This window comes from Megasphaera stantonii (assembly GCF_025567065.1).
Classification (GTDB): domain Bacteria; phylum Bacillota; class Negativicutes; order Veillonellales; family Megasphaeraceae; genus Megasphaera; species Megasphaera stantonii.
Genome location: NZ_JAOQKD010000006.1, coordinates 30,954 through 56,444 on the forward strand (window position 1 = coordinate 30,954; position 25,491 = coordinate 56,444).

Annotated in this window: 26 protein-coding genes and 1 tRNA gene; all 27 read left to right on the forward strand. The window is 54.5% G+C overall.

The window, feature by feature from the left end; all coding sequences use genetic code 11:
• The first annotated feature begins 55 nt into the window (after positions 1-55).
• Positions 56-144 (forward strand) — tRNA-Leu (locus OCV58_RS05035).
• 140 nt (positions 145-284) lie between these two features.
• On the forward strand, positions 285-1,013 hold the full coding sequence (locus OCV58_RS05040) for a segregation and condensation protein A (RefSeq protein WP_107196408.1): 729 nt from the start codon (positions 285-287) through the stop codon (positions 1,011-1,013).
• Positions 976-1,572 (forward strand): SMC-Scp complex subunit ScpB, encoded by a 597-nt coding sequence (gene scpB / locus OCV58_RS05045; protein ID WP_317239261.1) that lies wholly within the window; start codon positions 976-978, stop codon positions 1,570-1,572. The genes OCV58_RS05040 and scpB overlap by 38 nt, the downstream gene beginning before the upstream one ends.
• Positions 1,544-2,260: a pseudouridine synthase gene (locus tag OCV58_RS05050; RefSeq protein ID WP_087477672.1), complete on the forward strand. Its 717-nt coding sequence runs from the start codon at positions 1,544-1,546 to the stop codon at positions 2,258-2,260. The genes scpB and OCV58_RS05050 overlap by 29 nt, the downstream gene beginning before the upstream one ends.
• Positions 2,261-2,277: 17 nt before the next feature.
• Entirely contained in the window at positions 2,278-3,513 is a 1,236-nt protein-coding gene (locus tag OCV58_RS05055; RefSeq protein ID WP_154877148.1) for a BaiN/RdsA family NAD(P)/FAD-dependent oxidoreductase, read from the forward strand.
• A 3-nt stretch (positions 3,514-3,516) separates the two neighbouring features.
• On the forward strand, positions 3,517-4,188 hold the full coding sequence (gene cmk, locus OCV58_RS05060; RefSeq protein WP_087477674.1) for a (d)CMP kinase: 672 nt from the start codon (positions 3,517-3,519) through the stop codon (positions 4,186-4,188).
• Entirely contained in the window at positions 4,185-4,799 is a 615-nt protein-coding gene (locus tag OCV58_RS05065; RefSeq protein ID WP_154877149.1) for a lysophospholipid acyltransferase family protein, read from the forward strand. The genes cmk and OCV58_RS05065 overlap by 4 nt, the downstream gene beginning before the upstream one ends.
• Positions 4,796-6,772 carry a bifunctional 4-hydroxy-3-methylbut-2-enyl diphosphate reductase/30S ribosomal protein S1 gene (locus OCV58_RS05070; protein WP_087477676.1) on the forward strand — a complete coding sequence of 659 codons (1,977 nt, stop codon included), beginning with the start codon at positions 4,796-4,798 and terminating at the stop codon, positions 6,770-6,772. Before OCV58_RS05065 ends, OCV58_RS05070 begins: the two co-directional genes overlap by 4 nt.
• Before the next feature lie 75 nt (positions 6,773-6,847).
• Positions 6,848-8,179, forward strand: a complete 1,332-nt coding sequence (der, locus tag OCV58_RS05075) for a ribosome biogenesis GTPase Der (RefSeq protein ID WP_087477677.1) — start codon at positions 6,848-6,850, stop codon at positions 8,177-8,179.
• Complete coding sequence (gene plsY, locus OCV58_RS05080; RefSeq protein WP_087477678.1) at positions 8,176-8,799, forward strand: glycerol-3-phosphate 1-O-acyltransferase PlsY; 624 nt, start codon at positions 8,176-8,178, stop codon at positions 8,797-8,799. Before der ends, plsY begins: the two co-directional genes overlap by 4 nt.
• 88 nt (positions 8,800-8,887) lie before the next feature.
• Entirely contained in the window at positions 8,888-9,448 is a 561-nt protein-coding gene (rsmD, locus tag OCV58_RS05085; protein WP_087477679.1) for a 16S rRNA (guanine(966)-N(2))-methyltransferase RsmD, read from the forward strand.
• Positions 9,445-9,936: a pantetheine-phosphate adenylyltransferase gene (gene coaD, locus OCV58_RS05090; protein WP_154877150.1), complete on the forward strand. Its 492-nt coding sequence runs from the start codon at positions 9,445-9,447 to the stop codon at positions 9,934-9,936. Before rsmD ends, coaD begins: the two co-directional genes overlap by 4 nt.
• Before the next feature lie 11 nt (positions 9,937-9,947).
• On the forward strand, positions 9,948-10,412 hold the full coding sequence (locus OCV58_RS05095; RefSeq protein ID WP_087477681.1) for an ATPase: 465 nt from the start codon (positions 9,948-9,950) through the stop codon (positions 10,410-10,412).
• A gap of 74 nt (positions 10,413-10,486) precedes the next feature.
• Positions 10,487-11,320 (forward strand): TrmH family RNA methyltransferase, encoded by an 834-nt coding sequence (locus OCV58_RS05100; protein ID WP_267312797.1) that lies wholly within the window; start codon positions 10,487-10,489, stop codon positions 11,318-11,320.
• A 4-nt stretch (positions 11,321-11,324) separates the two neighbouring features.
• Positions 11,325-12,077, forward strand: coding sequence for a nickel pincer cofactor biosynthesis protein LarB (larB, locus tag OCV58_RS05105; protein WP_267312798.1), 753 nt, complete (start codon positions 11,325-11,327; stop codon positions 12,075-12,077).
• Positions 12,078-12,081: 4 nt separating this feature from the next.
• Complete coding sequence (gene larC / locus OCV58_RS05110) at positions 12,082-12,546, forward strand: nickel pincer cofactor biosynthesis protein LarC2 (RefSeq protein ID WP_154877151.1); 465 nt, start codon at positions 12,082-12,084, stop codon at positions 12,544-12,546.
• Positions 12,518-13,453 (forward strand): ribonuclease HIII, encoded by a 936-nt coding sequence (locus OCV58_RS05115; protein WP_154877152.1) that lies wholly within the window; start codon positions 12,518-12,520, stop codon positions 13,451-13,453. Before larC ends, OCV58_RS05115 begins: the two co-directional genes overlap by 29 nt.
• 6 nt (positions 13,454-13,459) lie before the next feature.
• Entirely contained in the window at positions 13,460-14,308 is an 849-nt protein-coding gene (locus OCV58_RS05120; protein ID WP_154877153.1) for a ChbG/HpnK family deacetylase, read from the forward strand.
• Positions 14,309-14,332: 24 nt separating this feature from the next.
• Positions 14,333-15,262: an NAD-dependent epimerase/dehydratase family protein gene (locus OCV58_RS05125; protein ID WP_154877154.1), complete on the forward strand. Its 930-nt coding sequence runs from the start codon at positions 14,333-14,335 to the stop codon at positions 15,260-15,262.
• Positions 15,259-15,708, forward strand: coding sequence for an ACT domain-containing protein (locus tag OCV58_RS05130; protein WP_087477686.1), 450 nt, complete (start codon positions 15,259-15,261; stop codon positions 15,706-15,708). The genes OCV58_RS05125 and OCV58_RS05130 overlap by 4 nt, the downstream gene beginning before the upstream one ends.
• Before the next feature lie 32 nt (positions 15,709-15,740).
• Entirely contained in the window at positions 15,741-17,027 is a 1,287-nt protein-coding gene (locus tag OCV58_RS05135; RefSeq protein ID WP_154877155.1) for a homoserine dehydrogenase, read from the forward strand.
• Positions 17,028-17,029: 2 nt separating this feature from the next.
• A complete protein-coding gene (gene thrB / locus OCV58_RS05140) occupies positions 17,030-17,947 on the forward strand; it encodes a homoserine kinase (RefSeq protein ID WP_095629130.1) in 918 nt (305 codons plus the stop codon).
• Positions 17,944-18,774 carry an NAD(+) diphosphatase gene (nudC, locus tag OCV58_RS05145; protein ID WP_154877156.1) on the forward strand — a complete coding sequence of 277 codons (831 nt, stop codon included), beginning with the start codon at positions 17,944-17,946 and terminating at the stop codon, positions 18,772-18,774. The genes thrB and nudC overlap by 4 nt, the downstream gene beginning before the upstream one ends.
• Positions 18,775-19,375: 601 nt before the next feature.
• On the forward strand, positions 19,376-22,039 hold the full coding sequence (locus OCV58_RS05150) for a valine--tRNA ligase (protein WP_154877157.1): 2,664 nt from the start codon (positions 19,376-19,378) through the stop codon (positions 22,037-22,039).
• A 13-nt stretch (positions 22,040-22,052) separates the two neighbouring features.
• Positions 22,053-23,357 carry a bifunctional folylpolyglutamate synthase/dihydrofolate synthase gene (locus OCV58_RS05155; RefSeq protein WP_267312799.1) on the forward strand — a complete coding sequence of 435 codons (1,305 nt, stop codon included), beginning with the start codon at positions 22,053-22,055 and terminating at the stop codon, positions 23,355-23,357.
• An 84-nt stretch (positions 23,358-23,441) separates the two neighbouring features.
• Positions 23,442-24,722 (forward strand): O-antigen ligase family protein, encoded by a 1,281-nt coding sequence (locus tag OCV58_RS05160; protein WP_267312800.1) that lies wholly within the window; start codon positions 23,442-23,444, stop codon positions 24,720-24,722.
• An 87-nt stretch (positions 24,723-24,809) separates the two neighbouring features.
• Positions 24,810-25,448 (forward strand): redox-sensing transcriptional repressor Rex, encoded by a 639-nt coding sequence (locus OCV58_RS05165; RefSeq protein ID WP_087477692.1) that lies wholly within the window; start codon positions 24,810-24,812, stop codon positions 25,446-25,448.
• The last annotated feature ends 43 nt before the right edge of the window (positions 25,449-25,491 follow it).

Consider the following 25,491-nt stretch of genomic DNA (forward strand, 5'->3'; position numbering starts at 1 on the left):
GCAAAACCTTCATCCCCAGTTCGATTCTGGGTGCCGCCTCCATATTTCTCGTCGTGCCGAGGTGGCGGAACTGGCAGACGCAACGGACTTAAAATCCGTCGGATAGAAATATCCGTACCGGTTCGATTCCGGTCCCCGGCACCAAATGAATAACACAGTACTGTGAGTGTTACGTTGGCTTCAGCCGGCACGTCTTACAGAATGTTTAAAAGGTTTGGATGGAAATCCAAACCTTTTTTGTAATATTCTTTCATTTAATTTATAATATAAGAATGGCGGTCTGTATGGAAGCATATCAGTACAAAGTATCTGATTTCGAAGGGCCTTTGGATTTGCTGTTGTATTTAATCGAAAAAAATAAAGTCGATATTTACAATATTCCCATAGCGGAGATTACCGATCAGTTCAACGCCTACGTCGACCAGCTCGACGGCTTCGACGTCAATTACGCCAGCAAATTTTTCGTCATGGCGGCGACGCTGCTGCAGATTAAGTCGCGCTTGCTGCTGCCTAAACCGCCTAAGGCGGAGCCGGAAGAAGACGAAGAAGATCTGCAGGACCAGTTAGTCCGCCAGCTCGTCGAGTACAAGCGGATGAAAGAAATTTCCGGCGTCATGGGCGCGTTGTGGGAGCAGCGGAGCCATATGCTGGAACGGCCGGCGACGCCTATGCCCTATCAGGCCCGCTTTGTCGGGAAGATCGAGCGCGACGCCTTATATCGGGCTTTTCGCCTCGTATATCGGGCGCTGGAAGAAAAAAAGCCGCCGGAGGTTCATATCCGACAGGAAATATACAGCGTGGAAGAGTGCATGCAGCGCGTCGTGTACCAGCTGCGCCAAACGGCGCGGCCGGCTTCCGTGCTGGCCGTATTTCGCCGGTGCCGCTCCAAGGTCGAGCTCGTCGTCACCTTCCTGGCCGTATTGGAGCTCATTAAGCTGGGAACCTGCCATACTGTTTCGGAGGGAGAGGATGGGAATGCCGTTGCCTTGCGGTATGCCGGCGCATACGCATAAGCCGGAAGCGCTGCTCGAGGCGCTGCTGTTTCTCAGCGGCCAGCCTATGACGGCGGCCGATATTTGCGCCCATACGGGCTGGAGCCGCGAAGAAACGGAAGCGGCGGCTTCGGCGCTGGAGCAGGTTCTCGACGAACGGCGCGGCCTCAGGCTCATCCGCGTTGCCGGAGGGTATCAGCTGGTCACGCGGCCCGAGCTGTACGACGCAGTCAAATGGGTGCGGACAGGCGTGGCGGAGCTGTCGCCCATGGCCTTGGAGGTACTGGCTATCGTGGCCTTCAAGCAGCCTGTCACGCGGGCCGATATCGAAAAGCTGCGCGGCGTGTCGTCGGAGCGCATTTTATCGTCTCTGCTGCAGCAGGGGCTGATCGTAGATTTGGGACGGAAGGATAGTCCGGGACGGCCGATTATGTACGGCACGTCGGCATATTTTTTGGAATGCATCGGCATGGATTCGCTGGAAGAACTGGCCGGCCGCGTGCCGCCGGAGCTGACGGCGCCTGCCGGCGAAGAGATACAGGAGGATATAGATGGAAAGGCTACAGAAGGTAATGAGTAACTGCGGCATCGCGTCGCGCCGCGCATCGGAGCAGATGATTTTAGACGGACGGGTCCGGGTAAACGGCGTCATCGTCCGCGAGCTCGGGACGAAGGTAAATCCCGATAAGGATATCATCCTCGTCGACGGCAAACGGCTGGAAGCGCAGCCTAAGCATTATTACTTATTTAATAAGCCCAAGGGCGTCATTACGACGTCCAGCGACGACCAGGGCCGGCCGACGGTCATGGATTATTTCCGCAAGGAAAAGGACCGCATTTACGCCGTAGGGCGGCTGGACCAAAATACGGAAGGCCTTCTGCTCATGACTAACGACGGCGAGCTGGCCAACATCCTCATGCATCCCAGCACGATGGTCGATAAGACCTACGAAGTCAAAGTCAAAGGACGCATTTCCGATACGATACTGCAGAATCTGGCTGACGGCGTGCCGCTGGAAGACGGCATGACGGCTCCTGCCGACGTATACTACGTCGGCTTCGACAGCAAGAGCGGCCTGACGACGATAGAAATTACGATTCACGAAGGGAAAAACCGCCAGGTACGCCGCATGATCGAGCATTTCGGCTTTCAGGTGCACAATTTGCGCCGCGTCCAGTACGCCTTCTTGACCCTGAGCGGCGTCAAGCGCGGCTCGTACCGCAGCCTGAAGCCTGAAGAAGTCGCTGAACTGTATAAATACAAATAAAAGGGCGGGAACGTCTGATGAAACACGTCATTATCATCGGCGCCGGCGCCGCCGGCATCATGGCTGCCTTGGCTGCGGCCGGACAGGGCGCGTCGGTTACGCTGCTGGAAAAAAATAATATTGTCGGAAAAAAGATGGGCATTACCGGCAAGGGCCGCTGCAATTTGACCAATGCCTGCGCCATGGACGAGTTCGTCGCCCATACGCCGGGAAACGGGAAATTTCTGTACAGCGCCTACGGCCAGTTTTCCAATGAAAACCTGCTGGACTTGCTGCATCAGTGGGGACTGGAAACGAAAGTAGAACGCGGCGGCCGCGTTTTTCCCCAGTCCGACAGCGCCATTGAAGTGCGCAAGCTCTTGTATGACCGCCTCTGCCGCGCCGGCGTGCATATCCGCCTGAACGAGGCGGCGACGGCCGTGCAGCGCTGGGGCGATACTTTTGCGGTCCGTACGCAGGCCGGGCAGTATGAAGGCGATGCCTGCATTATTACGACGGGCGGCATGTCCTATCCCGTCACGGGTTCTAGCGGCGACGGATACGGCTTTGCTAAGAGCCTGGGCCATGCCGTGACAGAGCTCAAGCCGTCGCTCATTCCCTTTACGACGAAGGAAACGTGGCCTCATGCCTTGTCGGGCTTGTCGCTGCGCAACGTCGAGGCCTCCTTGTGGAAGCGGGGGAAGATGCTCGCCTCGCAGTTCGGCGAAATGCTTTTCACTCATTTCGGCGTATCGGGGCCGATTATCCTCATGCTCAGCGCGGCGGCGGCGCACAAGAAGCAATGCCAATATCCCATGCAGCTGCGCATCAATTTAAAGCCGGCCTTGTCTAAGGAAACGCTGGATCAGCGCGTACAGCGCGATTTCCAGAAATACATCCGCAAGGAAGCGGAAAACGCCATGAAAGACCTGCTGCCGCAGCGGCTCATTCCCATCGTGTTGGAACAGGCCGGCATGGACGGCCGCTGTCAGGTCAACCAGATTTCCCGCGAGCAGCGGCAGGATCTGGTCGATTCGCTGCAGGCGCTGACCCTGACGATTACGGGGACGCGGCCTATCGAGGAAGCCATCGTTACGGCCGGCGGAGTCAGCGTGCGGGAAATCAATCCCAAGACGATGGAATCCAAGCTGACGCCGAGACTGTATTTTGCCGGCGAGGTAATGGACATAGACGCCTATACAGGCGGATATAATCTGCAGGCTGCCTTTTCGACGGGCTACGTAGCCGGCATGGCAGCGGCAAAGGAGGAATAAGGGATGGAACGTTTGACCGTAGCCATCGACGGGCCGGCCGGAGCCGGAAAGAGCAGCGCCGCCCGACTGGTGGCCAAGAGACTGGGGTATTTGTACATTGATACGGGCGCGATGTACCGGGCCTTTACCTGGGCGATGCTGCAGGAAAAAATCGATATAGGAGACGCGGAGGCCGTCAGGGCGCTGACGGAGCGCATCGACATCCGGCTGGAGCCGCTGGAAGATAAGTGCCGCGTGTTCGTCGGCGAAAGGGAAGTTACCGACGCCATCCGCACGCAGGATATATCTTCTCGCGTATCTTCCGTTTCAGCTCTTGCAGTCGTACGGGAAAAACTGGTACAATTACAGAGGAACATGGCCGAAGGAGGCGGCGTCATTTTGGACGGCCGCGACATCGGCACCGTCGTGCTGCCGAAGGCCGATTTGAAGATATTCTTAACGGCGTCCGTCGAATCGCGGGCCCGCCGCCGCTACCTGGAAGTACAGGCGAAAGGCGGTACGGAAACGCTGGAGGACATTGCGGCCAGCATAGCGTCCCGCGACGATATGGATTCTCACCGCGCCGTCAGTCCCTTGCGACAGGCCGACGACGCGATCCTTCTCGACAACAGCGAATTAAATCTGGAAGAAACGGCCGATGCGATTACCGATTTAATTCAGCAGCGCTGTCGATGAAAGCCATTTCGTATTGGATTATCCGCCGGATATTCAACTTCGTGACTTACACACTCATCGGCATGAAAGTCTACGGCGAAGAGCATATTCCGGCTGAGGGGCCTTTTATCATCGTGTGCAATCACGCCAGCTACTTCGACCCGCCTTTGCTGGGAACGGCGGTGCGCCATCGCCTCATCCACTTCATGGCGAAAGAAGAGCTGTTCCGCAACCCGATTATGAATTGGTTCCTGCGGTATGTCCATACCTTTCCCGTCCATCGGGGCCGCATCGATAAAAAGGCCATTGTAGAATCGTTCCGCGTGCTGAAAAGCGGCGGCGTTCTTGGCATTTTTCCCGAAGGGACGCGCAAGTGCCAGGGCATACTCGGGCCGTTTCACGACGGCTTCGCCGGTATTGCCATCAAGGCAGGCGTGCCGGTCCTTCCGGCAGTCGTCGTCAATTCGAGAGAGCTGCCGAAGAAAACGGGACCCGTGCAGATCGTATTCAGCGAACCGGTCATGCCGCCGGCAGATAAAAAGGCCGATAAGGAAGCGATACGGCAATTTTCAGAAGAAATTCGGGAAATTGTCTTAGCTATGCTAAATCGGCATGGAGGGACAGAAAAATGAAGGTAACTATTGCCGAGGCCTGCGGTTTTTGCTACGGTGTGCGCCGGGCCGTGGACATGGCGTCGCAGGCGGAAACGGGGACGAAAACCCTAGGGCCCATCATTCATAACCCACAGGTCGTAGCCCGTCTATCCGCACAGGGAGTGGCTCCCGTCGATTCTCTCGACGAAGTGGGCGATGGCGAAACGGTCCTGATCCGCTCGCACGGCGTTGGCCCCAGCGTCTATGAAGAAGCTTCCCGGCGGGGCATACGCGTCATCGACGCGACGTGTCCCCATGTCAAAAAAGCACAGCAAGACGCGAAAAAAATCGTCGAAGAAGGAAAAAATTTAGTAATTATAGGCGAAAAAGCCCATCCTGAAGTAATTAGTATTTCACAATGGGGGGCAAATCGTGCTATTATAATAGATAGGGAAATTGAAGCAGAACAAATTCCCTTTTCTGAATCACTGGGAGTCGTCGTCCAGACGACCTTTTCCCAAGAGCAATTCAAGCGCATTGCCGAAATCCTGAAGACGAAGACGAACGATTTAGACGTGCACATGACTATCTGCACGGCGACGCAGCAGCGCCAGAACGCCGCTGTGGAATTGGCCGGCAAGGTAGACGCCATGATCGTCGTCGGCGGCAGGAACAGCGCCAATACGGGAAGGCTGGCGCAGGTATGCAGAGAACAGGGTTGCCCTACATACCATATTGAAACGGCGGCTGAATTAGACACGGCGGCCTTTCGTGGTATGAATCATATAGGCATTACAGCCGGTGCTTCCACACCGGATTGGATAATACAGGAGGTTGTTGATATTATGGAAAATTTGCAAGCTGAAGGCACAGAAGTAATGAGTGAAGAATTGTTGGATCAGTACGACTATGAAGAAAATCCAAAGAAAGGCGACGTGGTAAAGGGCACGGTTATTTCTGTGAACGATGATGCTGCCTATGTTTCCATCGGTACGAAAGCAGAAGCCATTCTGCCGAAGAAGGAAATTGCCGTTCCTGCTCCGGAAAAAGCCAGCGACGTCATTCACGTCGGCGACGAACTGACCGTAGAAATTGCCAACAATATTAAAGAAGAAGGCTCTATCGTCGTGTCTCTCGTCAAGATGAAGAAAGTCGAAGACTGGAAAGAAGTTCGCGACGCTTTTGAAAACGATCAGCTCGTCGAATGCGTAGGCAAAGAAACAAACAAGGCCGGCCTTGTCGTTTCCATCAAATCCCTGCGCGGATTTATTCCCCTGTCCCAGGGCGACGTTAAATTCGTAAAATCTTTGGATAATCTCGTCGGCCAGACCTTCCAGGTCAAAGTCATCGACATTGACGAACACAAAAACCGTCTCGTCTTGTCCCGTAAAGCCGTTTTGGAAGCAGAACGGGAACAGAAACGGGCTGAAGCGCTGCAGAATATCGAAGAAGGCGCAGTTCTCGAAGGCACAGTCGTTAAAATCATGCCGTACGGCGCGTTTATCGACTTGGGCGGCGTAGAAGGCCTGCTCCATATTTCCGACATTTCCTGGAAGCGCGTAAGCTCCGTCGACGCTGTTCTTCAGGTCGGCGAAAAGCTTAACGTATTGGTACAGAAATTCGATCAGGAACGGAACCGCATTTCCTTGTCTTTGAAAGCGCTTCAGAAGAATCCCTGGATTGCCGCTATCGAAAAATTTGAAGTCGGCGACGTCGTAAAAGGCGAAGTTAAGAAGCTCCTTCCCTTTGGCGCTATTTTAGCGATCGATCCTGAACTCCAGGGCTTGCTCCACGTATCCGAACTGACGGAAAAACGCGGCGCCGTCGTTAAAGACCTGGTCAACATCGGCGACGTTATGAACGTCAAGATCATCGGCATCGACACGGATAAAAAGAAAATATCCTTGAGTGTCTTGGCTATTCAGAAAGATGAAGAAGAACAGGAAGTTCGCAACTATCTGGACAAACAAGAACAGGCCGAAGCAGCCGACGACGCTGTAGAAGGCGAATAATTTTCAACGAAGGGGGATAGCCGGCATGCCCGGTTATCCTTTTTTCATATTAAGAAAGGACAACAGGAAACTGGTATGTATAAACCGTTAGTAGCTATCGTCGGCCGGCCGAACGTAGGCAAGTCGACGTTATTCAACGCTATTGTCAAGAAGCGCATTTCTATCGTAGAGGATATTCCCGGCGTCACGCGGGACCGCATTTACTATGACGCAGAATGGCTCAATCAGGAATTTACCATGATCGATACGGGCGGCATCGAATTCGTCGATTCGGAAAATCATATCTTCACGAGCATGCGCTATCAGGCAGAGCTGGCTATCCGCGAAGCCGACGTCATCCTGTACGTCGTCGATGGGAAAGCCGGCGTTCAGCCTCAGGATGAAGATATCGCCCGCATCCTCCGCTCCAGCGGCAAGCCGGTCATTTTGGTAGTCAACAAAATCGACAGCGTAGAGCTGTCCATGAACATTTATGAATTTTACAGCCTCGGCCTGGGCGATCCCATCGGCATTTCGGCTGTCAACCTCATGAACCTGGGCGACCTGCTGGACGAAGTGCTAAAGCACATCAAAAACGTGCCCTATGAAGAAGACGACGAAGAAACGATACACATCGCCCTCGTCGGCCGGCCGAACGTAGGCAAATCATCTATGACCAACGCCCTGCTGGGGCAGAACCGGGTTATCGTCAGCAATATGCCCGGCACGACCCGCGATTCTATCGACACCCATTGGGAATACGAAGGATCTAAGTTCGTCCTCATCGATACGGCAGGCATGCGCCGCAAGGGGAAAATCGACATTCCCGTCGAACGGTACAGCGTCGTCCGCGCCCTGCGGGCCGTAGACCGCTGCGACGTGGCTGTCCTTGTACTGGACGGCGTCGAAGGCGTAACGGAACAGGATAAGAAAATTGCCGGCTACGTCCACGAAGCGGGCAAGGGATGCGTCATCGTCGTCAATAAATGGGACCTGGTGACCAAGGACAGCAAGACGAGCCAGAAGTACGAAGAAGACATCCGCCGCGAGCTGGCGTTCCTGCAGTACGCGCCGATCTTGTTCGCTTCGGCCCTGACTAAGCAGCGCATCAACCGTTTGGCCGACATGGTCAAATTCGTATCGGAACAGCAGCATATGCGCGTGTCGACGAGCGTACTGAACGAGCTCATCGAAGACGCCCAGCTGACCAATCCGCCGCCGGCCAAGGGCGGCAAGCTGCTGAAAATCTATTATATGACGCAGGCCTCCGTGCAGCCGCCGACGTTCATTTTGTTTGTCAACGAGCCGCAGCTCATGCATTTCTCCTATCTGCGCTTTTTGGAAAACCGGCTGCGCGAAACCTTCGGCTTTGAAGGTACGCCGATTCGCCTGATACTGCGGGGAAAGAAGGATGGTGACGCCCTATGATGATGGGAATCGCTTGCTTGCTCTTAGCGTATATCGCGGGCTCCTTTCCGAGCGGCCTGGTCATCGGCAAGGCCATTTACCATACGGACCCGCGGGACTACGGCAGCCATAATACGGGCGCGACGAACGCCTACCGCGTCTTCGGCGCCGCCGGCGGCCTGGCCGTCCTCATCCTGGACGTCGCCAAGGGTATGCTCGGCGTGTATTTGGGGCAAGTCGCCGCTTCGGCGATGGCCATGCCGGAAGACCAGCGCATCTACCTCATGGTGCTCGGCGGCTGCGTGGCTCTCGTCGGCCATTCCTGCTCTATTTTCCTGAAATTTAAAGGCGGCAAGGGCGTGGCCACCGGTCTGGGCATCATCTTGTTCCTGGCTCCTTGGGAAACGCTCATCGTCTTCGCCATATGGTGTGCTATCGTCGCGGCGACGCGCATCGTATCTCTCGGCTCTATCGTCGCCGCCGTACTGGTGCCGGTTTTGATGTACTTCTTCGACGAGCCCCTGCCGCTTACGATATTCGGTTTGATTGCGGCCGTCCTCGTCGTCGTGCGCCATAAGGACAACATCATCCGCCTCATGCAGGGACGGGAGCTGAAGGTAGAGAGAATCAAGAAAAACTAAGGAAAAATTTTCTTTTTCTTATGGGCCTTTGCTATTTGATATGTAAAGAAAAACGTGTATAATTGTTTGTGTACGAGCAGGTGATTATGTGAGAATCATATCCGGCAGTGCAAAAGGGAGAATATTGAAATCGCCGAAAGGCATGCTGACGAGGCCGACGCTGGACCGTACGAGGGAAAGCTTGTTCAACATATTGGCCAACGGCGTGCTGGAAGGTGCTTCTGTGCTGGACATCTTTGCCGGCACGGGAGCCTTGGGCCTGGAAGCCCTGAGCCGCGGCGCGGCGCACTGCGTGTTTATCGACCACTACACGCAGGCCCTGATTCGGCAGAACGCCGAATTGTGCGGCTTTGGCGGGCAGTATGAAATCCTCCGCATGGAGGCCGGCAAGGCCTTGGCGCGGCTGCAGGGACGTCAATTTCAATATATTTTTGCGGATCCACCGTATAATAAGAATTTGGTGAATAGTACGATTGCTTTAATATGTCAATACGATTTGCTGGCTCCTGACGGATTACTTCTCATGGAACACAGCAGGGACGAAGAGATAGCAGACAGCCTGCTGTATGAGATCATCAGAGAAAAAGCCTATGGAAAGGATACGCGCATCGCCTTTATCCGCAGGCATCAGGGAGGAATTGAATCGTGAAAATCGGAATTTGTCCGGGCAGCTTCGACCCCGTGACGAATGGACACATTGATATTTTTGAACGCAGCAGTAAATTAGTAGATAAGCTTATTATCGCCGTATTTGAAAATCCGTCGAAAAAGCCGCTGTTTACGATGGAGGAACGGGAAGACATGCTTCGGGAAACGACGCGTCATATTCCCAATATCGAAGTAGCCAGCTTTCACGGCTTGCTGAACGAATACGCCATCGAACACGGCGCGACGATCATTATACGCGGCTTGCGGGCCCTCAGCGATTTTGAATACGAATTCCAGCGGGCGCTGCTCATGAAAAAAGTCGAACCGGATATTGAAACCGTATTTATTATGACGAGTACAAAGTATTCCTTTATCAGCTCTACAGGCATCCGCGAACTGGCGTGCTTCGGCGGCAAGCTCGACGACATGGTGCCCGCGTACGTAGAACAGAAGTTGAAAGAAAAGTTCAGAGATAAATATCAGGCGTAGGGGTGGAAGACATGAATTCGGATAAATTGTTGGAAGATTTGGAAAGCTTGGTAATGAACGCATCGAAGGTGCCTTTTACGAATAAAAAGATGATTGAGGAAGAAGAACTCCTGCAGATCATCGACGACTTGAAGGAATCCATGCCGGCTGAGCTGGAACAGTCGAAAAAGGTACTGGCCGAAAAAGATAAGATCATTGCCGACGCGCAGCATCATGCCGACAGCATGGTGGCGCAGGCCAAGGACTATATTGCCAAATTGACGGAAGAAAGCGAACTGGTGCGCCAGGCGCAGAAACGGGCGAATCAGATTATTCTGGACGCCAATCAGTCTTCGGAAGAATTGAAGAGCAGTTCCATTACATACGCCGGCGACGTCTTGAAATACGTCGAATCGACGTTGGAAAAGACCTTGTCCAGCATCAAGCAGAACCGCGACAGCTTACTGCAGTCCAACCGGCAGGATGAGACGAAGTAAGGCAGATACGCAGTATAAGTGCAATATCCAGAGGGGTATTGCACTTATTTAAGTTATGGGCAGAGGAGTCAGATATGCAGGAAAACAAGTATGAAGCGATGAAATCCATTACGTCCCGCGACAACCAATGGATCAAAAAAGCCTGCTCGCTGAAGCAGAAAAAGGGACGGCAGCAGGAGCGGATGGTCTTCGTCGAAGGAATGCGCGTCGTCAGAGATGCAGCGGAAAGCGGCATTCGCCGTGCTGTTTGCTTTCTTTCGCCGAAGGGCAGGGAACATGAGAAGTTTCAAGACATATACGACATGGGGCGGGCCCTGGACTGGACGTTTTTTTCCGTGACGGACAGCGTGTACGACAAGCTGAAGGACACGAAAGCGCCGCAGGGTATCGCAGCGATGCTGCCGTACGTCACGGTGTCTCTCGACGAACTGAATGGCCTTGCGCCGCGTCAGGCCGTCGTGTATTTGCAGGCCGTTCAGGACCCGGGAAATTTAGGGACGATCATCCGGACGGCGGCTGCGGCGAACGCCGCGGCGATTTTGCTGAGCGAAGGCAGCGTCGACGTGTACAATGATAAGACCATACGCAGCGCTATGGGCGCTATATTTAAGCTTCCCATCGTGCAGGATGTAGATGAAGAACAGCTGCTGGCCTTTTGCCGGCGAAACGGGCGGGCCTTATTCGGTACGGCGCCGCAGGGGACCATATCTTATGAAAAAGCCGCCTACGGCCAGCCGGTAGTATTGGCCTTCGGCAACGAAGGAAACGGCCTGTCCGAAGGACTTTTGAAGCAGTGCCGCGACGTGCTGACCATTCCCATGCGCAGCAATACGGAGTCTCTGAACCTGTCCATGTCGGTAGGCATCGTCCTGTACAAGGCCTGGGAAGCGAATGGATTTAAGGAGTAGTGTTATGACCGATATCAAAATGATTTTGCAGCAATATAAGGACGGCGCCCTGTCGCTGGACGAAGCCGCCGCGGCTCTTCGAAGCGATGAGACGTCTGTCCTGGATTTAGGCTTTGCCAATTTGGATTTGCAGCGCCAGAAGCGGTGCGGCTTTCCTGAAGTCGTATACTGCGCCGGGAAGACTGTCGGGCAGTCCGTACAGATTTTGGGACTTCTCATGAAACAGTATGACAATGTCATCGGTACGCGGGCTTCGAAGGAAGTGTACGACCGCCTCATGCCGGACATTCCCGACGCGCAGTACGACGAACTGGCCCGCATGGTTTACCAGTTTAAGGATAAAACCGTCGTCAACGGCGATAGGGTCATCGCCGTCATCACTGCCGGTACCAGCGATATTCCCGTCGCCGAGGAAGCGGCATTGACGGCGGAAATCATGGGAAATACGGTAGAGCGCATTTATGACGTCGGCGTCGCCGGCCTGCACCGCCTGCTGAACCGTAGCGCAGACATTCGCCGGGCCAACGTCTGCGTCGTCGTTGCTGGTATGGAAGGGGCCTTGGCCAGCGTCGTCGGCGGCCTCGTCGACAAACCGGTCGTCGCCGTGCCGACGAGCATCGGCTACGGCGCTAATTTCCATGGCTTGTCGGCTCTGCTGGCTATGCTCAACAGCTGCGCCGCCGGCGTGTCCGTCGTCAATATCGACAACGGTTTCGGCGCCGGCCGCATGGCCGATATGATCAATCGGATGAGGTGAGGTCATGGAAACGTTGTGGCAAATAGAAGCCAATATTGACGATATGAATCCGCAGAACATGGAATACGTATTTCAAAAGCTGCTGGACTTGGGCGTCAACGATGTGTGGGCTATTCCCATGATGATGAAAAAATGCCGCATGGCCTCTATGCTGTGCGTATTGTGTCCGGAGGAACTGGTAGAGAATGCCGCGGCCATTATATTTGCTGAAACGACGTCCATCGGTATCCGGTATTTTCCTGTCCGGCGCAGGATTTGCAGCCGGGAAATCGAGACGGTCTGCGTAGACGGCGAACAGATTCGCTGCAAGATAAGCTCTTACGACGGGAAGGTTACGAATATTTCCGCCGAATACGACGACTGCCGTGCCGCTGCCGCGCGGACCGGGACGGCGCTGAAGGAATGGCAGCGAAAGGCGAAGGAAGAGGCGTATAGACTATATGGATGTAAAACTGCAACCAATTGTTGAAGATTTTAAACGCAAGCTCGCTGCGGCGCAGATTCGCTGCGTGCGGGAAAAGGACATAAATTATGGGCATCAAGTCGTCTGTGCCCAGGGTACGGTCGAAGGGACGGTCAATTTTTACTACGGTAAAAAGGGCCTGTCCGTCGTCGTGCAGGGAAAGGACGGAGCGCTGAAACAGACCTTAACGGCTCTGGCGACGGGCGAAAGGGCGGCCCTTCCCGCCGCAGCTCCTCAGGGCGGCTCGGCGGGGCTGCATCCGCAGGGAATTTCCTGCTGGATGGGCTGCGACGAATCGGGGAAGGGCGACGTATTCGGACCGCTGGTCGCGGCGGCCTGCCTGATTCAGGCTGATGAAGAAGCGCCACTCCGCCGTCTCGGCGTCTGCGACAGCAAGATGCTGACGGACGATGCGATTGCCCGTCTGGCTGCAGAGATACGGGAGATGCTGGGAGACCGCTGCGTCGTCTCCGTTCTCATGCCGGAGGAATATAACGCCCGGTACCAGGCCTTTAAGCAAAAACGAAAAAATTTAAACCATCTCCTGGGCAGTATACATGGGCATAACATACGTGTACTATTGTCAAAATACGAATGTCCATGTATAATAGTCGATAAGTTCGGTAAAGAGGAATATGTTTTAGCTGAACTGCAAGACGAAGCATCGTCACATCAAATCATCCAGGTTACGAAGGGCGAACGGGATACGGCCGTCGCGGCGGCGTCTATCCTGGCCCGGCAGGCCTTCGTCGACGCCATGGCCCAGTTGGCACAGCGGTACGGCATGACCTTTCCCAAGGGAGCCTATATGGGCATCGCTTCGGCTATTGCCGCCTTCCGAAAGACGTACGGCGACGGCGAATTGTCCAGCGTAGGGAAATTGAATTTTAAAAATTTCGATTTTTTACGGTGACCTGAGATGAACAGAGTAATTATCAACGCCGATGATTTCGGCATTCATACGGAAGTAAACAGGGCCGTCATAGAAGCCCATGAGAAGGGGCTGCTGCTGAGCACGTCGCTCCTGGCGTCGGGGCCGGCCTTCGACGAGGCCGCCGCGTTGGCGCGGCAATATCCCGGTCTGGGCGTCGGCATTCATTTGTGCCTCGTAGGCTCCTTGCCGACGGTGTTATCGCCGAAAGAAGTTCCGACCTTAGTCGACGATAACGGATTGCTGCCGGAAAGCTACGTCCCTCTCGTAAAGCGTATGTGGGCGGGCCGGATAGACTTCGAGCAGGTATATCGGGAGCTGGATGCGCAGATGGAAAAAATCATGAGCGCCGGCCTGAACGTTACCCACGTCGATAGCCATCAGCACATGCATATGCTGCCGCCGGTGTGGAAGATCGTGCAGGCTTTGATGAAAAAATACGACCTCCATCGTCTCCGCATTCCGAAGGAATCCTATTCGTTTAAAGTCATGGCGGCGAGTCCGGGCCGCGTCATGGGGCGGGACGGTTTGACGTATTTGGCGAGAAAAGCCATGTCCGATGTCAAGCGTCTTCGGTTTACGACGACGGACTATTTTTGGGGCATGGTCGACGGCGGTCATATGACCGAGGCGAACTTAGCGCATATCCTGCGGCATATGCCTTTCGGCGTCCATGAAATCATGATGCATCCGGGGCGGAGCACGGCCGTTCTTTCCCAATCCTTTTCCTGGGGGTATCATTGGGAAGAGGAATTTCATGCGTTAATCTCGCCGCGCATACGGCAGCTCATGAAAGAGCAGAATATAGAACCAATCCATTACGGCCAGCTGCCGTAAATGCAGTACAGGGAGTGACATATATTGAACATATTAGTAACAGGCGGAGCCGGATTTATTGGCTCTCATCTGGTTGATGGTCTCGTCGAAGCCGGTCATCATGTCGTCGTAGTAGACAACTTGAGTACCGGCTGCCGGGAACACGTTCATGACCAGGCCGTATTTTATGAAATGGATATATTGCAGAAAGACGAGCTGGCCCGTATTTTTGCAGACGGTGCTTTTGATATTGTCTTTCATGAAGCAGCGCAGACCTTGGTGCCCTATTCGATGGAGCACCCCCGTGAGGATGCAGAACTCAACATCATGGGGCTGCTGAATGTATTGGAGTTATGCCGGCAGTTTGGCGTGAAAAAATTTCTCTTTTCTTCTTCGGCTGCCGTATATGGGGACAATGTGCAGGTGCCGCTGGCAGAAAACGCGCCCCTTCAGCCAACATCCTTTTATGGTTTGACGAAGGTGACGGCTGAAAAGTATATTCAAATGTACCATGACGTGTTCGGCCTTTCCTACGCAATTCTGCGCTACTCCAACGTCTACGGCGAACGGCAGGGCAGCCACGGCGAAGGCGGCGTCGTCTATATCTTTTCCGACGCTATTGCAGAAGGCCGGGAGATTACCATATTCGGCGACGGCGATCAGTCCCGCGACTTTATTTATGTCAAAGACGTCGTCCGGGCCAACATGGCCGCCATGGATGAAACGGCGCCGTCGGGAATCTATAATATCAGCACCAACATCGAAACGACGGTTAACGCGCTGAAGGAAATCCTGTTTTATTTTTCCCAGACAGCCGTGCCCGTTTCCTATGCAGAGGCCCGCAGCGGCGATATTTACCGCTCGGCTCTGGATAATGCATTGGCGAAGCAGACACTGCGCTGGCGTCCGGCGACTAAGCTGCTTGAGGGGCTGCAGCAGACGTATTTCTATTTTGCAGGGAGGAAACAGACATGAAGGAAGAAAAAGACTACAAATTTTACTTAGTACGAGAAGATATTCTTCCCGAAGCAATTAAGAAGACGATTCGGGTAAAAGAGTTTTTAAAGCATAATCAGAAGACGACGATCAACGAAGCGGTGCGCCTTATGGACTTGAGCCGCAGCGCCTACTATAAGTATAAGGATTACGTCTTTCCCTTCCATGATGTAACACAAGGGCGCGTCGTGACGATTTCTCTTATGGTATTGGACAAGCCAGGCGAGTTGTCGCAGATATTAAATGCCGTAGCGGAAAGCAACTGCAGTATCCTGACGATAAATCAGGGCATTCCGCTGCAGGGTATTGCCGATGTCAGCATTTCCATTGAAACGAAGGAAATGACCATTGCCGTCGATGATTTGATTAAACGGCTGGAAGATCTGTCCGGCGTCCGCAAGGTAGAAATCATCGGCCAGGCGTGAGAATATAGACAAGATTCAGAAGGGGGATTATTATGAAAAAAGTGTCGATTGCATTATTGGGGTGCGGTACCGTTGGAAAAGGCGTCATCGATTTGCTGGCCATGAACGGCCCGCTGATTGAAGAACAGCTCGATACGGAAATTACGATTAAGCGCGTCTTGATTCGGGATATGCCGAAATATGAACAGATGGAATTGCCCGGCGATATTTTGCTTACGACGGACTTTGCCGATATCGTCAACGATGACGAAATAGAGATTGTCGTTGAAGTCATGGGCAGTGCTGATTTTGCCAAGGACTGCATTGAGCAGTGCTTCAAAAAAGGCAAGAGCGTAGTCAGCGCCAACAAGGACCTCATTGCCGACTATGGTATGCCTTTGCTGAAGATGGCTAAGGAATGCAACGTAGACTTCCAGTTTGAAGCCAGCGTCGCCGGCGGGATTCCCATCGTGCGGCCTATGTACTCTTCTCTCAACAGCAATACGATGGAAGAAATCATCGGCATCATGAACGGCACGACAAACTATATTTTGTCGAATATGACCGATACGGGCATGTCCTATGAAACGGCGCTGAAGGAAGCTCAGGAAAAGGGCTACGCTGAAGCAGACCCGACAAACGACGTCAGCGGCTACGATGCAGGACGTAAAATCGCCATATTGGCTACGCTGGGCTTCCATTCGGCTCTTACCTTCAACGACGTATCCGTCGAAGGGATTGAAAACATCGCCCAGGAAGACATTCAGCATGCCCGGGAAATGGGCTATGTCATTAAGCTGCTGGCTATCGCCCGCCAGGATGGGGACGGCATATCCTTGAACGTCCATCCGGCCTTTATCCGCAAGGGACACCCGCTGGCCAATGTCGGCGGCGCGTATAATGCCGTATACGTCCGCGGCAACTGCGTAGGCGACGTCATGTTCTACGGTCAGGGCGCAGGGTCCCTTCCGACGGCCAGCGCCGTCGTCAGCGACGTCATGAACGTCATTCTCCACTGCAACATCAACATTACAGGCAGCCGCGATTTCGTATGGCACGACCCGAAGCTGAAGCCGCAGGACTCGATTTGCGCACCTTATTACCTGCGCATGGTCGTAGACAATGCGCCCGGCGTATTGTCCAGCATTTCCGCTGTCTTGGCGCAGCATAAAATCAGTATCCGCTCTTTGATCCAGAAAGATGAGACGACGGAAATCGCCGAAATCGTCATCTTGATCGACAGCTCGGCAGCCGGCTTGGTGAACCAATCCTTGAAGGAAATTGAAGAGCTGGCCTGCGTCCGCAAGATTGCCAATGCGATCCGCGTTATCGAGGTATAATTATGACGACAAGAACACTGCACGTGCAGGTGCCGGCCACATCGGCGAATCTCGGTTCGGGATTCGACGCCGTCGGCATCGCTCTCAACTATTTCAACGAAATATATTTTACAGAAGATGATAAAGAGTTTATTTCCGTAGAAATCGAAGGCTTGGGAAAGGGTGAAATTCCCGAAACCTTTGCCGATAATATGGTCGGCCAGGCTATGGAACGGGCCGCCGCATACAACGGCGGGGCCCTGCCTAAAGGCGGCGCAGTGAAGCTCGTCAACCGCATCCCGCCGGGACGGGGCATGGGCAGCAGCTCGTCGGCCATTATCGGCGGCATCCTCATCGGCGACGCCTTGACGGGCTCCAAGATGAGCAGGGAAGACATGCTGTCCCTGGCTACGGAAATCGAAGGTCATCCGGACAACGTCGCGCCGGCCTTGCTGGGAGGCCTGACGATTTCTATTATGGACGGCGGCAAGACCATGACCAACGTCGTGCCTGTCGGAGATGATTTATCCTTCATTACCGTATCTCCCGACGTGGAAGTATTTACGGAAGACGCCCGCGCCGTTCTGCCTAAGGAAATCGCCTATAAGGACGCCGTGTTCAACGTGAGCCGCGTCAGCTTCCTCGTCTCGTCCCTCGTCACGAAGCAGTACGACCGGCTGCAATACGGCCTGCAGGATAAGCTCCACGTGCCGTACCGCATCGGCCTCATTCCCGGCGGAGAGTCTGTCCTGAAAGCAGCCGAAGACGCCGGCGCCCTGGGTGCGACGATCAGCGGCTCCGGCTCGACGCTCATCGCCTTTGCCGTAGAAAACGAACAGGCGATTATGGAAGCTATGATGAACGAATTCAAGATACGGGGCATCGACTCGGAAGGCCATATCTTGAAATGCTGGAACGAGGGAGCGCAGATTCTCCCATGATACAAGACATAGCGCCTCATCAATACCATACGGAATACAGCCCTGTCCCCGTCCAGGACGACAGCGTGATTCTCGCTTATCGGGGCCGGACCGTCTTAGTGCGGCTGGAAGGAGAGGACAAGTCCTTTTCCTATCCGACCTACGCTGATTTGGCCGATGTGCCGGCAGAACGCTTTCGCTGGCTGTTCCGTGAAGACGACATCAATTATTTTTTAGCCTTGGAAGATATTCCTGAAGGCAAGGGCTTTGCCTATATATCCATCAACTTCATGCGCGCCGCCCGGCCCCGCTTTCAGGCCTTTGCCGGCGTGGCCGGTCTGTCTCTGCACAACTGGTACAGCAATCATCGCTTCTGCGGCCAGTGCGGCCGTCCGATGGCTCACAGCGATGCTGAACGCATGGTGTACTGCGGTCATTGCCATACGATGATTTATCCGCGCATCTGCCCGGCTGTCATCGTTGCCGTGCGCAACGGAGATAAGCTTCTCGTATCGACCTACGCCGGCCGGGAATATACGCGGGCCGCTCTTATCGCTGGCTTTGCCGAGGTGGGAGAAACGATTGAACAGACCGTCCATCGCGAAGTCATGGAAGAAGTAGGCGTCAAGGTTAAGAACCTGCATTTCTATAAGAGCCAGCCCTGGTGCTTCACCGACACCCTCTTGTTCGGTTTTTTCTGCGACCTGGACGGCGACGAAACCCTGCGCGTCGACCACAACGAGCTGGCGACGGCCCAATGGGTAGAACGGCGCGACCTGCCGGACGACCCGGAGCAGGCCAGCCTGACGATGGAAATGATTACCTTGTTTAAGCAGGGGAAGATGTAATATATCAGACATTTGATGTGTTTTCAGTAACGCTGATTTCATAGGGATAAATTATTCTTTGCAGATATTGCCGCAGGGAATAGTTTATCCTTTTTGAATACAAGGAAGGGAAAGCAGGTAATCTGCTCTGCTTGTGTGAAAGAGTCGAGGCATCAGTTGGGACTGGCCCTTGGAAATTGCAAGGAACGTCTTTCGACTGGTCAAATATCAGTAATTTTTATGTACAGCCCATGAACCGAAGTAAATTATTTATCAAATAGGGCATTTAATTAAAAGAGGACGATGGAAAAATCATTGACAAGACTTTGTAAACTTGTTAGAATATTTATCAACACAAAAGCGATGAGCGGAAGAAGCTGCATGGCGCTATGGCAGAGAGGTGCCGGATTGGTGCGAAGGCACTCATAGCAAGGGCGGCGCGTCACCCGTGAGCCGGCAGGAGGAAAGGCCTGCCCGGATTGCAGCCGTTATTTGCATGATGAAGGGGCTTCGGCCGAGCCGGGGCAATTTAGGTGGTACCGCGGAAGATACAGCGTTCTTTCGTCCTAAGGAATCTTAGGACGAAGGGGCGCTCTTTTTTATGGTCACAGGAGGGTTTGCAATGAAGTGGAACAAGGAAAGCTTAGGAACGTATTCGCCGAACGACATTGAAATGAAATGGTATGATTTCTGGGAACAAAACGGGTATTTTCATCAGGACGCCGATCCGTCGAGAAAGCCCTTCAGCATCGTCATGCCGCCGCCGAACGTAACGGGGCAGCTGCACATGGGCCATGCCCTGGACAATACGCTGCAGGATATTCTCATCCGGTTTAAGCGCATGGAAGGCTATAACGTTGCCTGGATTCCGGGGACGGACCATGCCGGCATCGCGACGCAGGTAAAGGTAGAACAGCAGCTGGCTAAGGAAGAAGGCAAAACGCGCTACGATATTGGCCGCGAAGAATTTTTGAAACGCGTATGGGCCTGGAAGGAACAATACGGTAATCGTATTGAACAGCAGGTTCGCCGCCTGGGCTCGTCGTGCGACTGGAGCCGCAAGCGCTTTACCATGGACGATATCTGCGCCCGCGCCGTCCGCGAAGTATTCGTGTCTCTCTATGAAAAAGGCCTGATTTATCAGGGCCAGCGCATTACGAACTGGTGCCCCCAGTGTCATACGGCCTTGAGCGACATCGAAGTCGACCATTCGGACGTACAGGGCCACTTGTGGTATGTCAAATACCCCGTCGTCGGCGAAGACGACTACATCATGATTGCCACGACCCGTCCTGAAACGATCATGGGCGATACGGCCGTCGCCGTAAACCCTGAAGACGAACGGATGAAGCGGTTTATTGGCAAGAAGGTCGTCATCCCTCTCGTAAACCGCGAAGTCGAAGTCATTGCCGACGACTACGTCGACATTGGATTCGGTACTGGCGCCGTAAAAATTACGCCGGCCCACGACCCGAACGACTTTGAAATGGGCCAGCGCCACAACCTGGAATCCATTATGATCATGAACCTCGACGGCACGATGAATGCCGAAGCCGGCGCGAAGTACGAAGGCATGACCCGCGAAGACTGCCGCAAGGCCGTCGTCGCCGATTTGGAAGAACTGGGCCTGCTGGATCACGTCGAAGAATTGAATCACGCCGTCGGCCACTGCTCGCGCTGCAAGACGACGGTCGAACCGTTCTCGACGAAGCAGTGGTTCGTCAAGATGAAGCCTCTCACGACGGCTGCCTTGAAAGCCGTTGCCGATAAGGAAACGCAGTTTGTGCCGGACCGCTTCGTCAAGACCTATAATCACTGGCTGGAAGACGTCCACGACTGGTGCATTTCCCGCCAGCTCTGGTGGGGCCATCAGATTCCGGCCTGGTACTGCGACGACTGCGGCGAAACGTCGGTCAGCCGCACTGATTTGACGGAATGCCCGCACTGCCACAGCAAGCATATCCATCAGGACCCGGACGTCCTCGATACGTGGTTCAGCTCGGCCCTGTGGCCCTTCTCGACGATGGGCTGGCCCGACACGACGGAAGACATTAAGCAGTTCTTCCCGACGAGCGTCCTCGTCACGGGCTACGACATCATCTTCTTCTGGGTAGCCCGCATGATGTTTACGACGTGCGAATTCATGAAGGACGTCCCGTTCCGCCACGTATTCATCCACGGCCTCGTCCGCGACAGCCAGGGCCGCAAGATGAGCAAGTCCCTGGGCAACGGCATCGATCCCTTGGGTGTATGCGAAGAGTACGGCGCCGACGCCCTGCGCTTTACCCTCGTGACGGGCAATACGCCGGGCAACGACATGCGGTTCTACATGGAACGGGTCGAAGCGAACCGCAACTTTGCCAATAAGATTTGGAATGCTTCCAAATTCGTCATCATGAACTTGACGGATTACGACGAAACCTTCGTGCCCGAAGAATCGGACTTGACCCTGGCCGACCGCTGGATTTTGACCTCCTTCAACGACACGGTCCGCAAGGTGACGGCTGATTTCGACAACTTCGAATTGGGCGACGCTGCCGACGCCGTATACAACTTCATTTGGAACTCCTACTGCGACTGGTACATCGAGCTGGCGAAGCAGCGCCTGTACAAGTCCGACGACGAACGGAGCAAGCGGACCGTACAGTACGTCCTCGTATACGTCCTGACGCACACGCTGGAAATGCTCCATCCCTTCATGCCTTTTGTTACGGAGCACCTGTGGCAGCACCTGCCGCACGAAGGGGAAAGCCTCATCGTAGCGCCGTGGCCGCAGGCTCAGTCCCAGTGGGATTTCGCTGCCGACGCCGCGACGATGAATACGCTCATGGAAGCGATCAAGGGCATCCGCAACATGCGCGCCGAATCGAACGTGCCCATGGGCAAGAAGGCTCCGGTCATCATGGCTCCTGCGACGGACGATATGGCCAAGACCTTGAAGACCTACGAAACGTACTTCCATACGCTGGCCTTCGCCGACCACGTAACCTTGCTGGCTCCGGGCGAAGCGAAGCCGGAAAACGCCGTCGTGACGGTCGTGCCGGGCATTGAAGTATATCTCCAGCTCAAGGATTTGATCGACGTCGAAAAAGAAACGGCCCGCGTCCACAAGGAACAGGAAAAAATGGCCAAAGAAATCGAACGCCTCAACAAGAAGCTGTCCAACCAGGGCTTCTTAGCCAAGGCGCCGGCAGACGTCGTAGAAAAGGAAAAGGCCAAGTTAGCCGATTACACGGAAAAGATGGCCGCCCTTACGAAGCGTCTGGAAGATTTGGCAAAACTCTAAAAGAAGGCATAGTATGACCTACGAAGAAGCGATATATTATTTGGAACATGCCAGCCAATTCGGCATCCAAATGGGGCTCGGGCGCATTCGGGAACTCCTGAAGCGCCTGGACAATCCCCAGATGAAATATAAGACCGTCCATGTGACGGGGACGAATGGCAAGGGTTCCGTTACGGCTATGATCGCCAGCGCCCTGTGCTGTGCCGGCATCCGGACGGGCCGGTACACGTCGCCCCATCTGGAAGACTATACGGAGCGAATCCACGTCGACGGGGAAGACATCAGCCGGGAGGCCTTCGCCGAAGCCGTAGACGTCGTGTCCCAGGCCGTGGAAGCTATGGTAGCCGACGGCGTGGAACGGCCGACGGAATTTGAAATGATTACGGCGGCGGCCTTCTGGCACTTTGCCAAGGTCGGCGTGGAATACGCCGTCGTCGAAGTGGGCTTAGGCGGCCTTCTCGATTCGACGAATGTCGTCGTGCCGGAAGTATCGGTCATCACCAACGTGGCGATGGACCACATGAAGTACTGCGGCAATACGATAGAAGAAATCGCCGTCCAGAAGGCCGGCATCATCAAGGAAGGCGTGCCCGTCGTGACGACGGCGGAAGAACCGGCCTTGTCGGTCATCGCCCGCAAGGCTTATGAAATGAAGAGCCGCCTCTACGCTTTGGACCGCAGCTTCGACGTCGTAGGCAACGCCGGGCCGGCCGATCCGTCCGTCGGGCAGATGGTGACGGTGAGAGAGCGGTACGGCCGCGATATTACGGCGACGATTCCCCTCGTGGGCAAGCACCAGCGCGTTAACTGCGCCGCCGCCGTCATGGCCCTGCTGCTCATTGCCAGCCGTGAAAAGCGGCTGACCCGCACGGCTTTGGAACAAGGCCTGTCGCAGGTACAATGGCCGGGACGGTTTCAGGTGCTGCGCTGCGGCGGCGTGGACGTCGTCATCGACGGAGCCCACAACCCGGCCGGCATAGATACGTTCTGCAAGACCTACGACGACGTCTTCGGCACGCGGAAGAGAGTATTTCTCTTCTCCGTACTGGCCGATAAGGACTACACCCACATGGTGCAGGAATTGTTCCATGAAGACGATTACGTCGTCTGCGCGCCGGCTCCGACGCCGCGGACGGCGGATCCGCGGCAGATGGCGGCCCTGCTGCCGTGCCGCGCCGACTGGGCGGACTCTTTGGACGCCGGGTTGGACAAGGCCTTTGCCTCCGTGAAGGACGGAGAGGTCCTGTGCATCGTCGGTTCCCTGTATATCCAGGGCGACGTGCGGCGGTATTTGCGGAAGCATTACCGGCAGGAATAAGGGAGGATTTTGTCCGGCCCAGGCCGGAGCGCTCTAGACCCCTTGTGTTATTTTTAGTATAATACAAGGCAAAGGAGCGATATCATGAACCCCGTGATGAATCAATATAAGATGAGCAGTCCCGCAGAACGGGCACGCCTCCGCGTGGTGTATGCCCTTCTGGGGACTGTCTTTTTTATGCCGGTCAATCTCATCGCCATGGAGATATGCCTGGCCCTGGCCGTCGTCTTTGCCGCCTGCTGCGGCTGGAAATACGGATTCGGCCCGGCACCGTCCATTCCCCTGCTCGTGCCGGCGGCAGGCTTTTGCTTTGCGGCCCTGCTGTCCCTCGTCGGCTCGCCTCACGGGCTGATGGGATTTGCCTTTTATTGTTTTACCATCGTGCAATACGCCTTGTTGTATATGCTGGTCATCTTCTTCGTACGCGGCCAGGCCGAGCGCCATCTGCTGCTGACGGGGCTGTTCGTCAGCGCCGCCGTGGTCTGCCTGTACGGCTTATACCAGTATGCCCACATGCTGACGCTGGGAGAGGCGGCGTGGGTCGATAACTCGGCCTTTCCCCTCCTGCAGCGCCGCATGTATTCGACGCTGTACAATCCCAACTTGCTGTCGGCATTTCTCCTCATGGTCATGGGGGCTGCGGCTTCGATGACTATCTGCACCGGCCATCGGTCGCACCGCTGGCTGTACGTCGGCTTATTTGCCGCCTTGTCCCTGTGCCTGATCCTGACGTATTCCCGCGGCGCATGGCTCAGCGCGGCGGCGCTGGTGCTGTTCTTCGGCTTTGTCTGGGACAAGCGGCTGTGGTCGTTGTTTCTCCTCGTGCCGCCGGTGCTGCTGTTTTACCGCGGCGGCGTAACGAACCGGCTTATGTCGATTTTTTCGTACAGCGAAGCCGATACGTCTGTATCCATGCGCCTGGACATGTGGAACGGCGCGCTGGAAATGCTGGGAGACCATCCCGTCTTGGGCATCGGCTGGGGAGCTTTTAAGTATATGTATCCCGTGTACAACGAGTTTATTCAGCAGGCCGGCATTACGATTTATCACGCTCACAATATGTTTTTCAACATTGCGGCGGAGACGGGGCTGGCAGGATTTTTCTTCTTCCTGTGGTTTTTCCTGGGCTGCGGGTGGTACGGACTGAAGGTTTTGCGGCGCGGCGGTTTGTCCCATTTCGACCGGGCCGCGGCCATGACGATGAGCGCCGCCGTCATATCGCAGGCCGTATGCGGGTTAGGAGATTATGATTTATTTAGTACCCAAATTTCACTTACTTTTTGGCTGCTATGCGGCATATTTTCTAATATGTTCATTGATATTCAAAAAAATAAGAAAAAAAGTTTGCGAAATAATTCACAATGATATATAATATTCGTATGGGTGTTATAAAGAATTATAATGGCGTGTTATAGCTGAAAAGAATAGATTGAATTTTGGGAGGATTTTTCTATGAGACAAAAAAAGGCTATATCAGATGCCGTCATCGAAAGATTGCCCTTGTATTACAGAGATTTATTGTTATTGCAAGATGCAGGGATTGATATTATATCGTCCGAGAAATTAGGTGAACGGCTGGGCATTACGCCGGAACAGATCCGCAAGGATTTGACGTGTTTCGGCGCGTTTGGAAAGAAAGGCGTAGGGTATTACGTCAGCGAGCTGTGTCAGCAGATCGTGGAAATCATCGGGCTGCAGCAGCATTGGAAAATCGGCATTGCCGGCATCGGCCATCTGGGCTGGGCCTTGGCTAACTATAAGACCTTCGGACGCCTGGGATTCCGTACGGCCGGCCTGTTTGACGTCGACCACCGGATTATCGGACAGAACGTCGGCGGCGTCGTCGTCACGCCTATTGCCGACATGAAGGACGTCATCCGGAAGGAAGGCATTCAAATCGGCATCATTACGACGCCTGCCGCCGTCGCGCAGCAGGTGGCGGATCAAATGGTGGAAGCGGGCATTCAGGGGATTTTTTCCTTCGCGCCCCTGCGCCTCACCGTGCCGGACAATATCTTCGTATTCCGCGAAGACCTGTCCATCGGCCTGAGCCGCATTTCCTATTATTTGACCAATAAAAAAGAAGACTGACCGTCCTGCGGGAACGTAAAAGAGCCCGGCGCCGATGCGCCAG

Coding starts and splice junctions, on each gene's coding strand:
- OCV58_RS05040 (WP_107196408.1), top strand. CDS start 285: ATGGAAGCATATCAGTACAAAGTATCTGATTTCGAAGGGCCTTTGGAT.
- scpB (WP_317239261.1), top strand. CDS start 976: ATGCCGTTGCCTTGCGGTATGCCGGCGCATACGCATAAGCCGGAAGCG.
- OCV58_RS05160 (WP_267312800.1), top strand. CDS start 23,442: ATGAACCCCGTGATGAATCAATATAAGATGAGCAGTCCCGCAGAACGG.
- nudC (WP_154877156.1), top strand. CDS start 17,944: ATGATACAAGACATAGCGCCTCATCAATACCATACGGAATACAGCCCT.
- OCV58_RS05100 (WP_267312797.1), top strand. CDS start 10,487: ATGCAGGAAAACAAGTATGAAGCGATGAAATCCATTACGTCCCGCGAC.
- OCV58_RS05130 (WP_087477686.1), top strand. CDS start 15,259: ATGAAGGAAGAAAAAGACTACAAATTTTACTTAGTACGAGAAGATATT.
- OCV58_RS05115 (WP_154877152.1), top strand. CDS start 12,518: ATGGATGTAAAACTGCAACCAATTGTTGAAGATTTTAAACGCAAGCTC.
- larB (WP_267312798.1), top strand. CDS start 11,325: ATGACCGATATCAAAATGATTTTGCAGCAATATAAGGACGGCGCCCTG.
- cmk (WP_087477674.1), top strand. CDS start 3,517: ATGGAACGTTTGACCGTAGCCATCGACGGGCCGGCCGGAGCCGGAAAG.
- thrB (WP_095629130.1), top strand. CDS start 17,030: ATGACGACAAGAACACTGCACGTGCAGGTGCCGGCCACATCGGCGAAT.
- OCV58_RS05055 (WP_154877148.1), top strand. CDS start 2,278: ATGAAACACGTCATTATCATCGGCGCCGGCGCCGCCGGCATCATGGCT.
- OCV58_RS05120 (WP_154877153.1), top strand. CDS start 13,460: ATGAACAGAGTAATTATCAACGCCGATGATTTCGGCATTCATACGGAA.
- OCV58_RS05165 (WP_087477692.1), top strand. CDS start 24,810: ATGAGACAAAAAAAGGCTATATCAGATGCCGTCATCGAAAGATTGCCC.
- plsY (WP_087477678.1), top strand. CDS start 8,176: ATGATGATGGGAATCGCTTGCTTGCTCTTAGCGTATATCGCGGGCTCC.
- OCV58_RS05095 (WP_087477681.1), top strand. CDS start 9,948: ATGAATTCGGATAAATTGTTGGAAGATTTGGAAAGCTTGGTAATGAAC.
- der (WP_087477677.1), top strand. CDS start 6,848: ATGTATAAACCGTTAGTAGCTATCGTCGGCCGGCCGAACGTAGGCAAG.
- OCV58_RS05070 (WP_087477676.1), top strand. CDS start 4,796: ATGAAGGTAACTATTGCCGAGGCCTGCGGTTTTTGCTACGGTGTGCGC.
- OCV58_RS05065 (WP_154877149.1), top strand. CDS start 4,185: ATGAAAGCCATTTCGTATTGGATTATCCGCCGGATATTCAACTTCGTG.
- OCV58_RS05135 (WP_154877155.1), top strand. CDS start 15,741: ATGAAAAAAGTGTCGATTGCATTATTGGGGTGCGGTACCGTTGGAAAA.
- larC (WP_154877151.1), top strand. CDS start 12,082: ATGGAAACGTTGTGGCAAATAGAAGCCAATATTGACGATATGAATCCG.
- OCV58_RS05155 (WP_267312799.1), top strand. CDS start 22,053: ATGACCTACGAAGAAGCGATATATTATTTGGAACATGCCAGCCAATTC.
- OCV58_RS05150 (WP_154877157.1), top strand. CDS start 19,376: ATGAAGTGGAACAAGGAAAGCTTAGGAACGTATTCGCCGAACGACATT.
- OCV58_RS05050 (WP_087477672.1), top strand. CDS start 1,544: ATGGAAAGGCTACAGAAGGTAATGAGTAACTGCGGCATCGCGTCGCGC.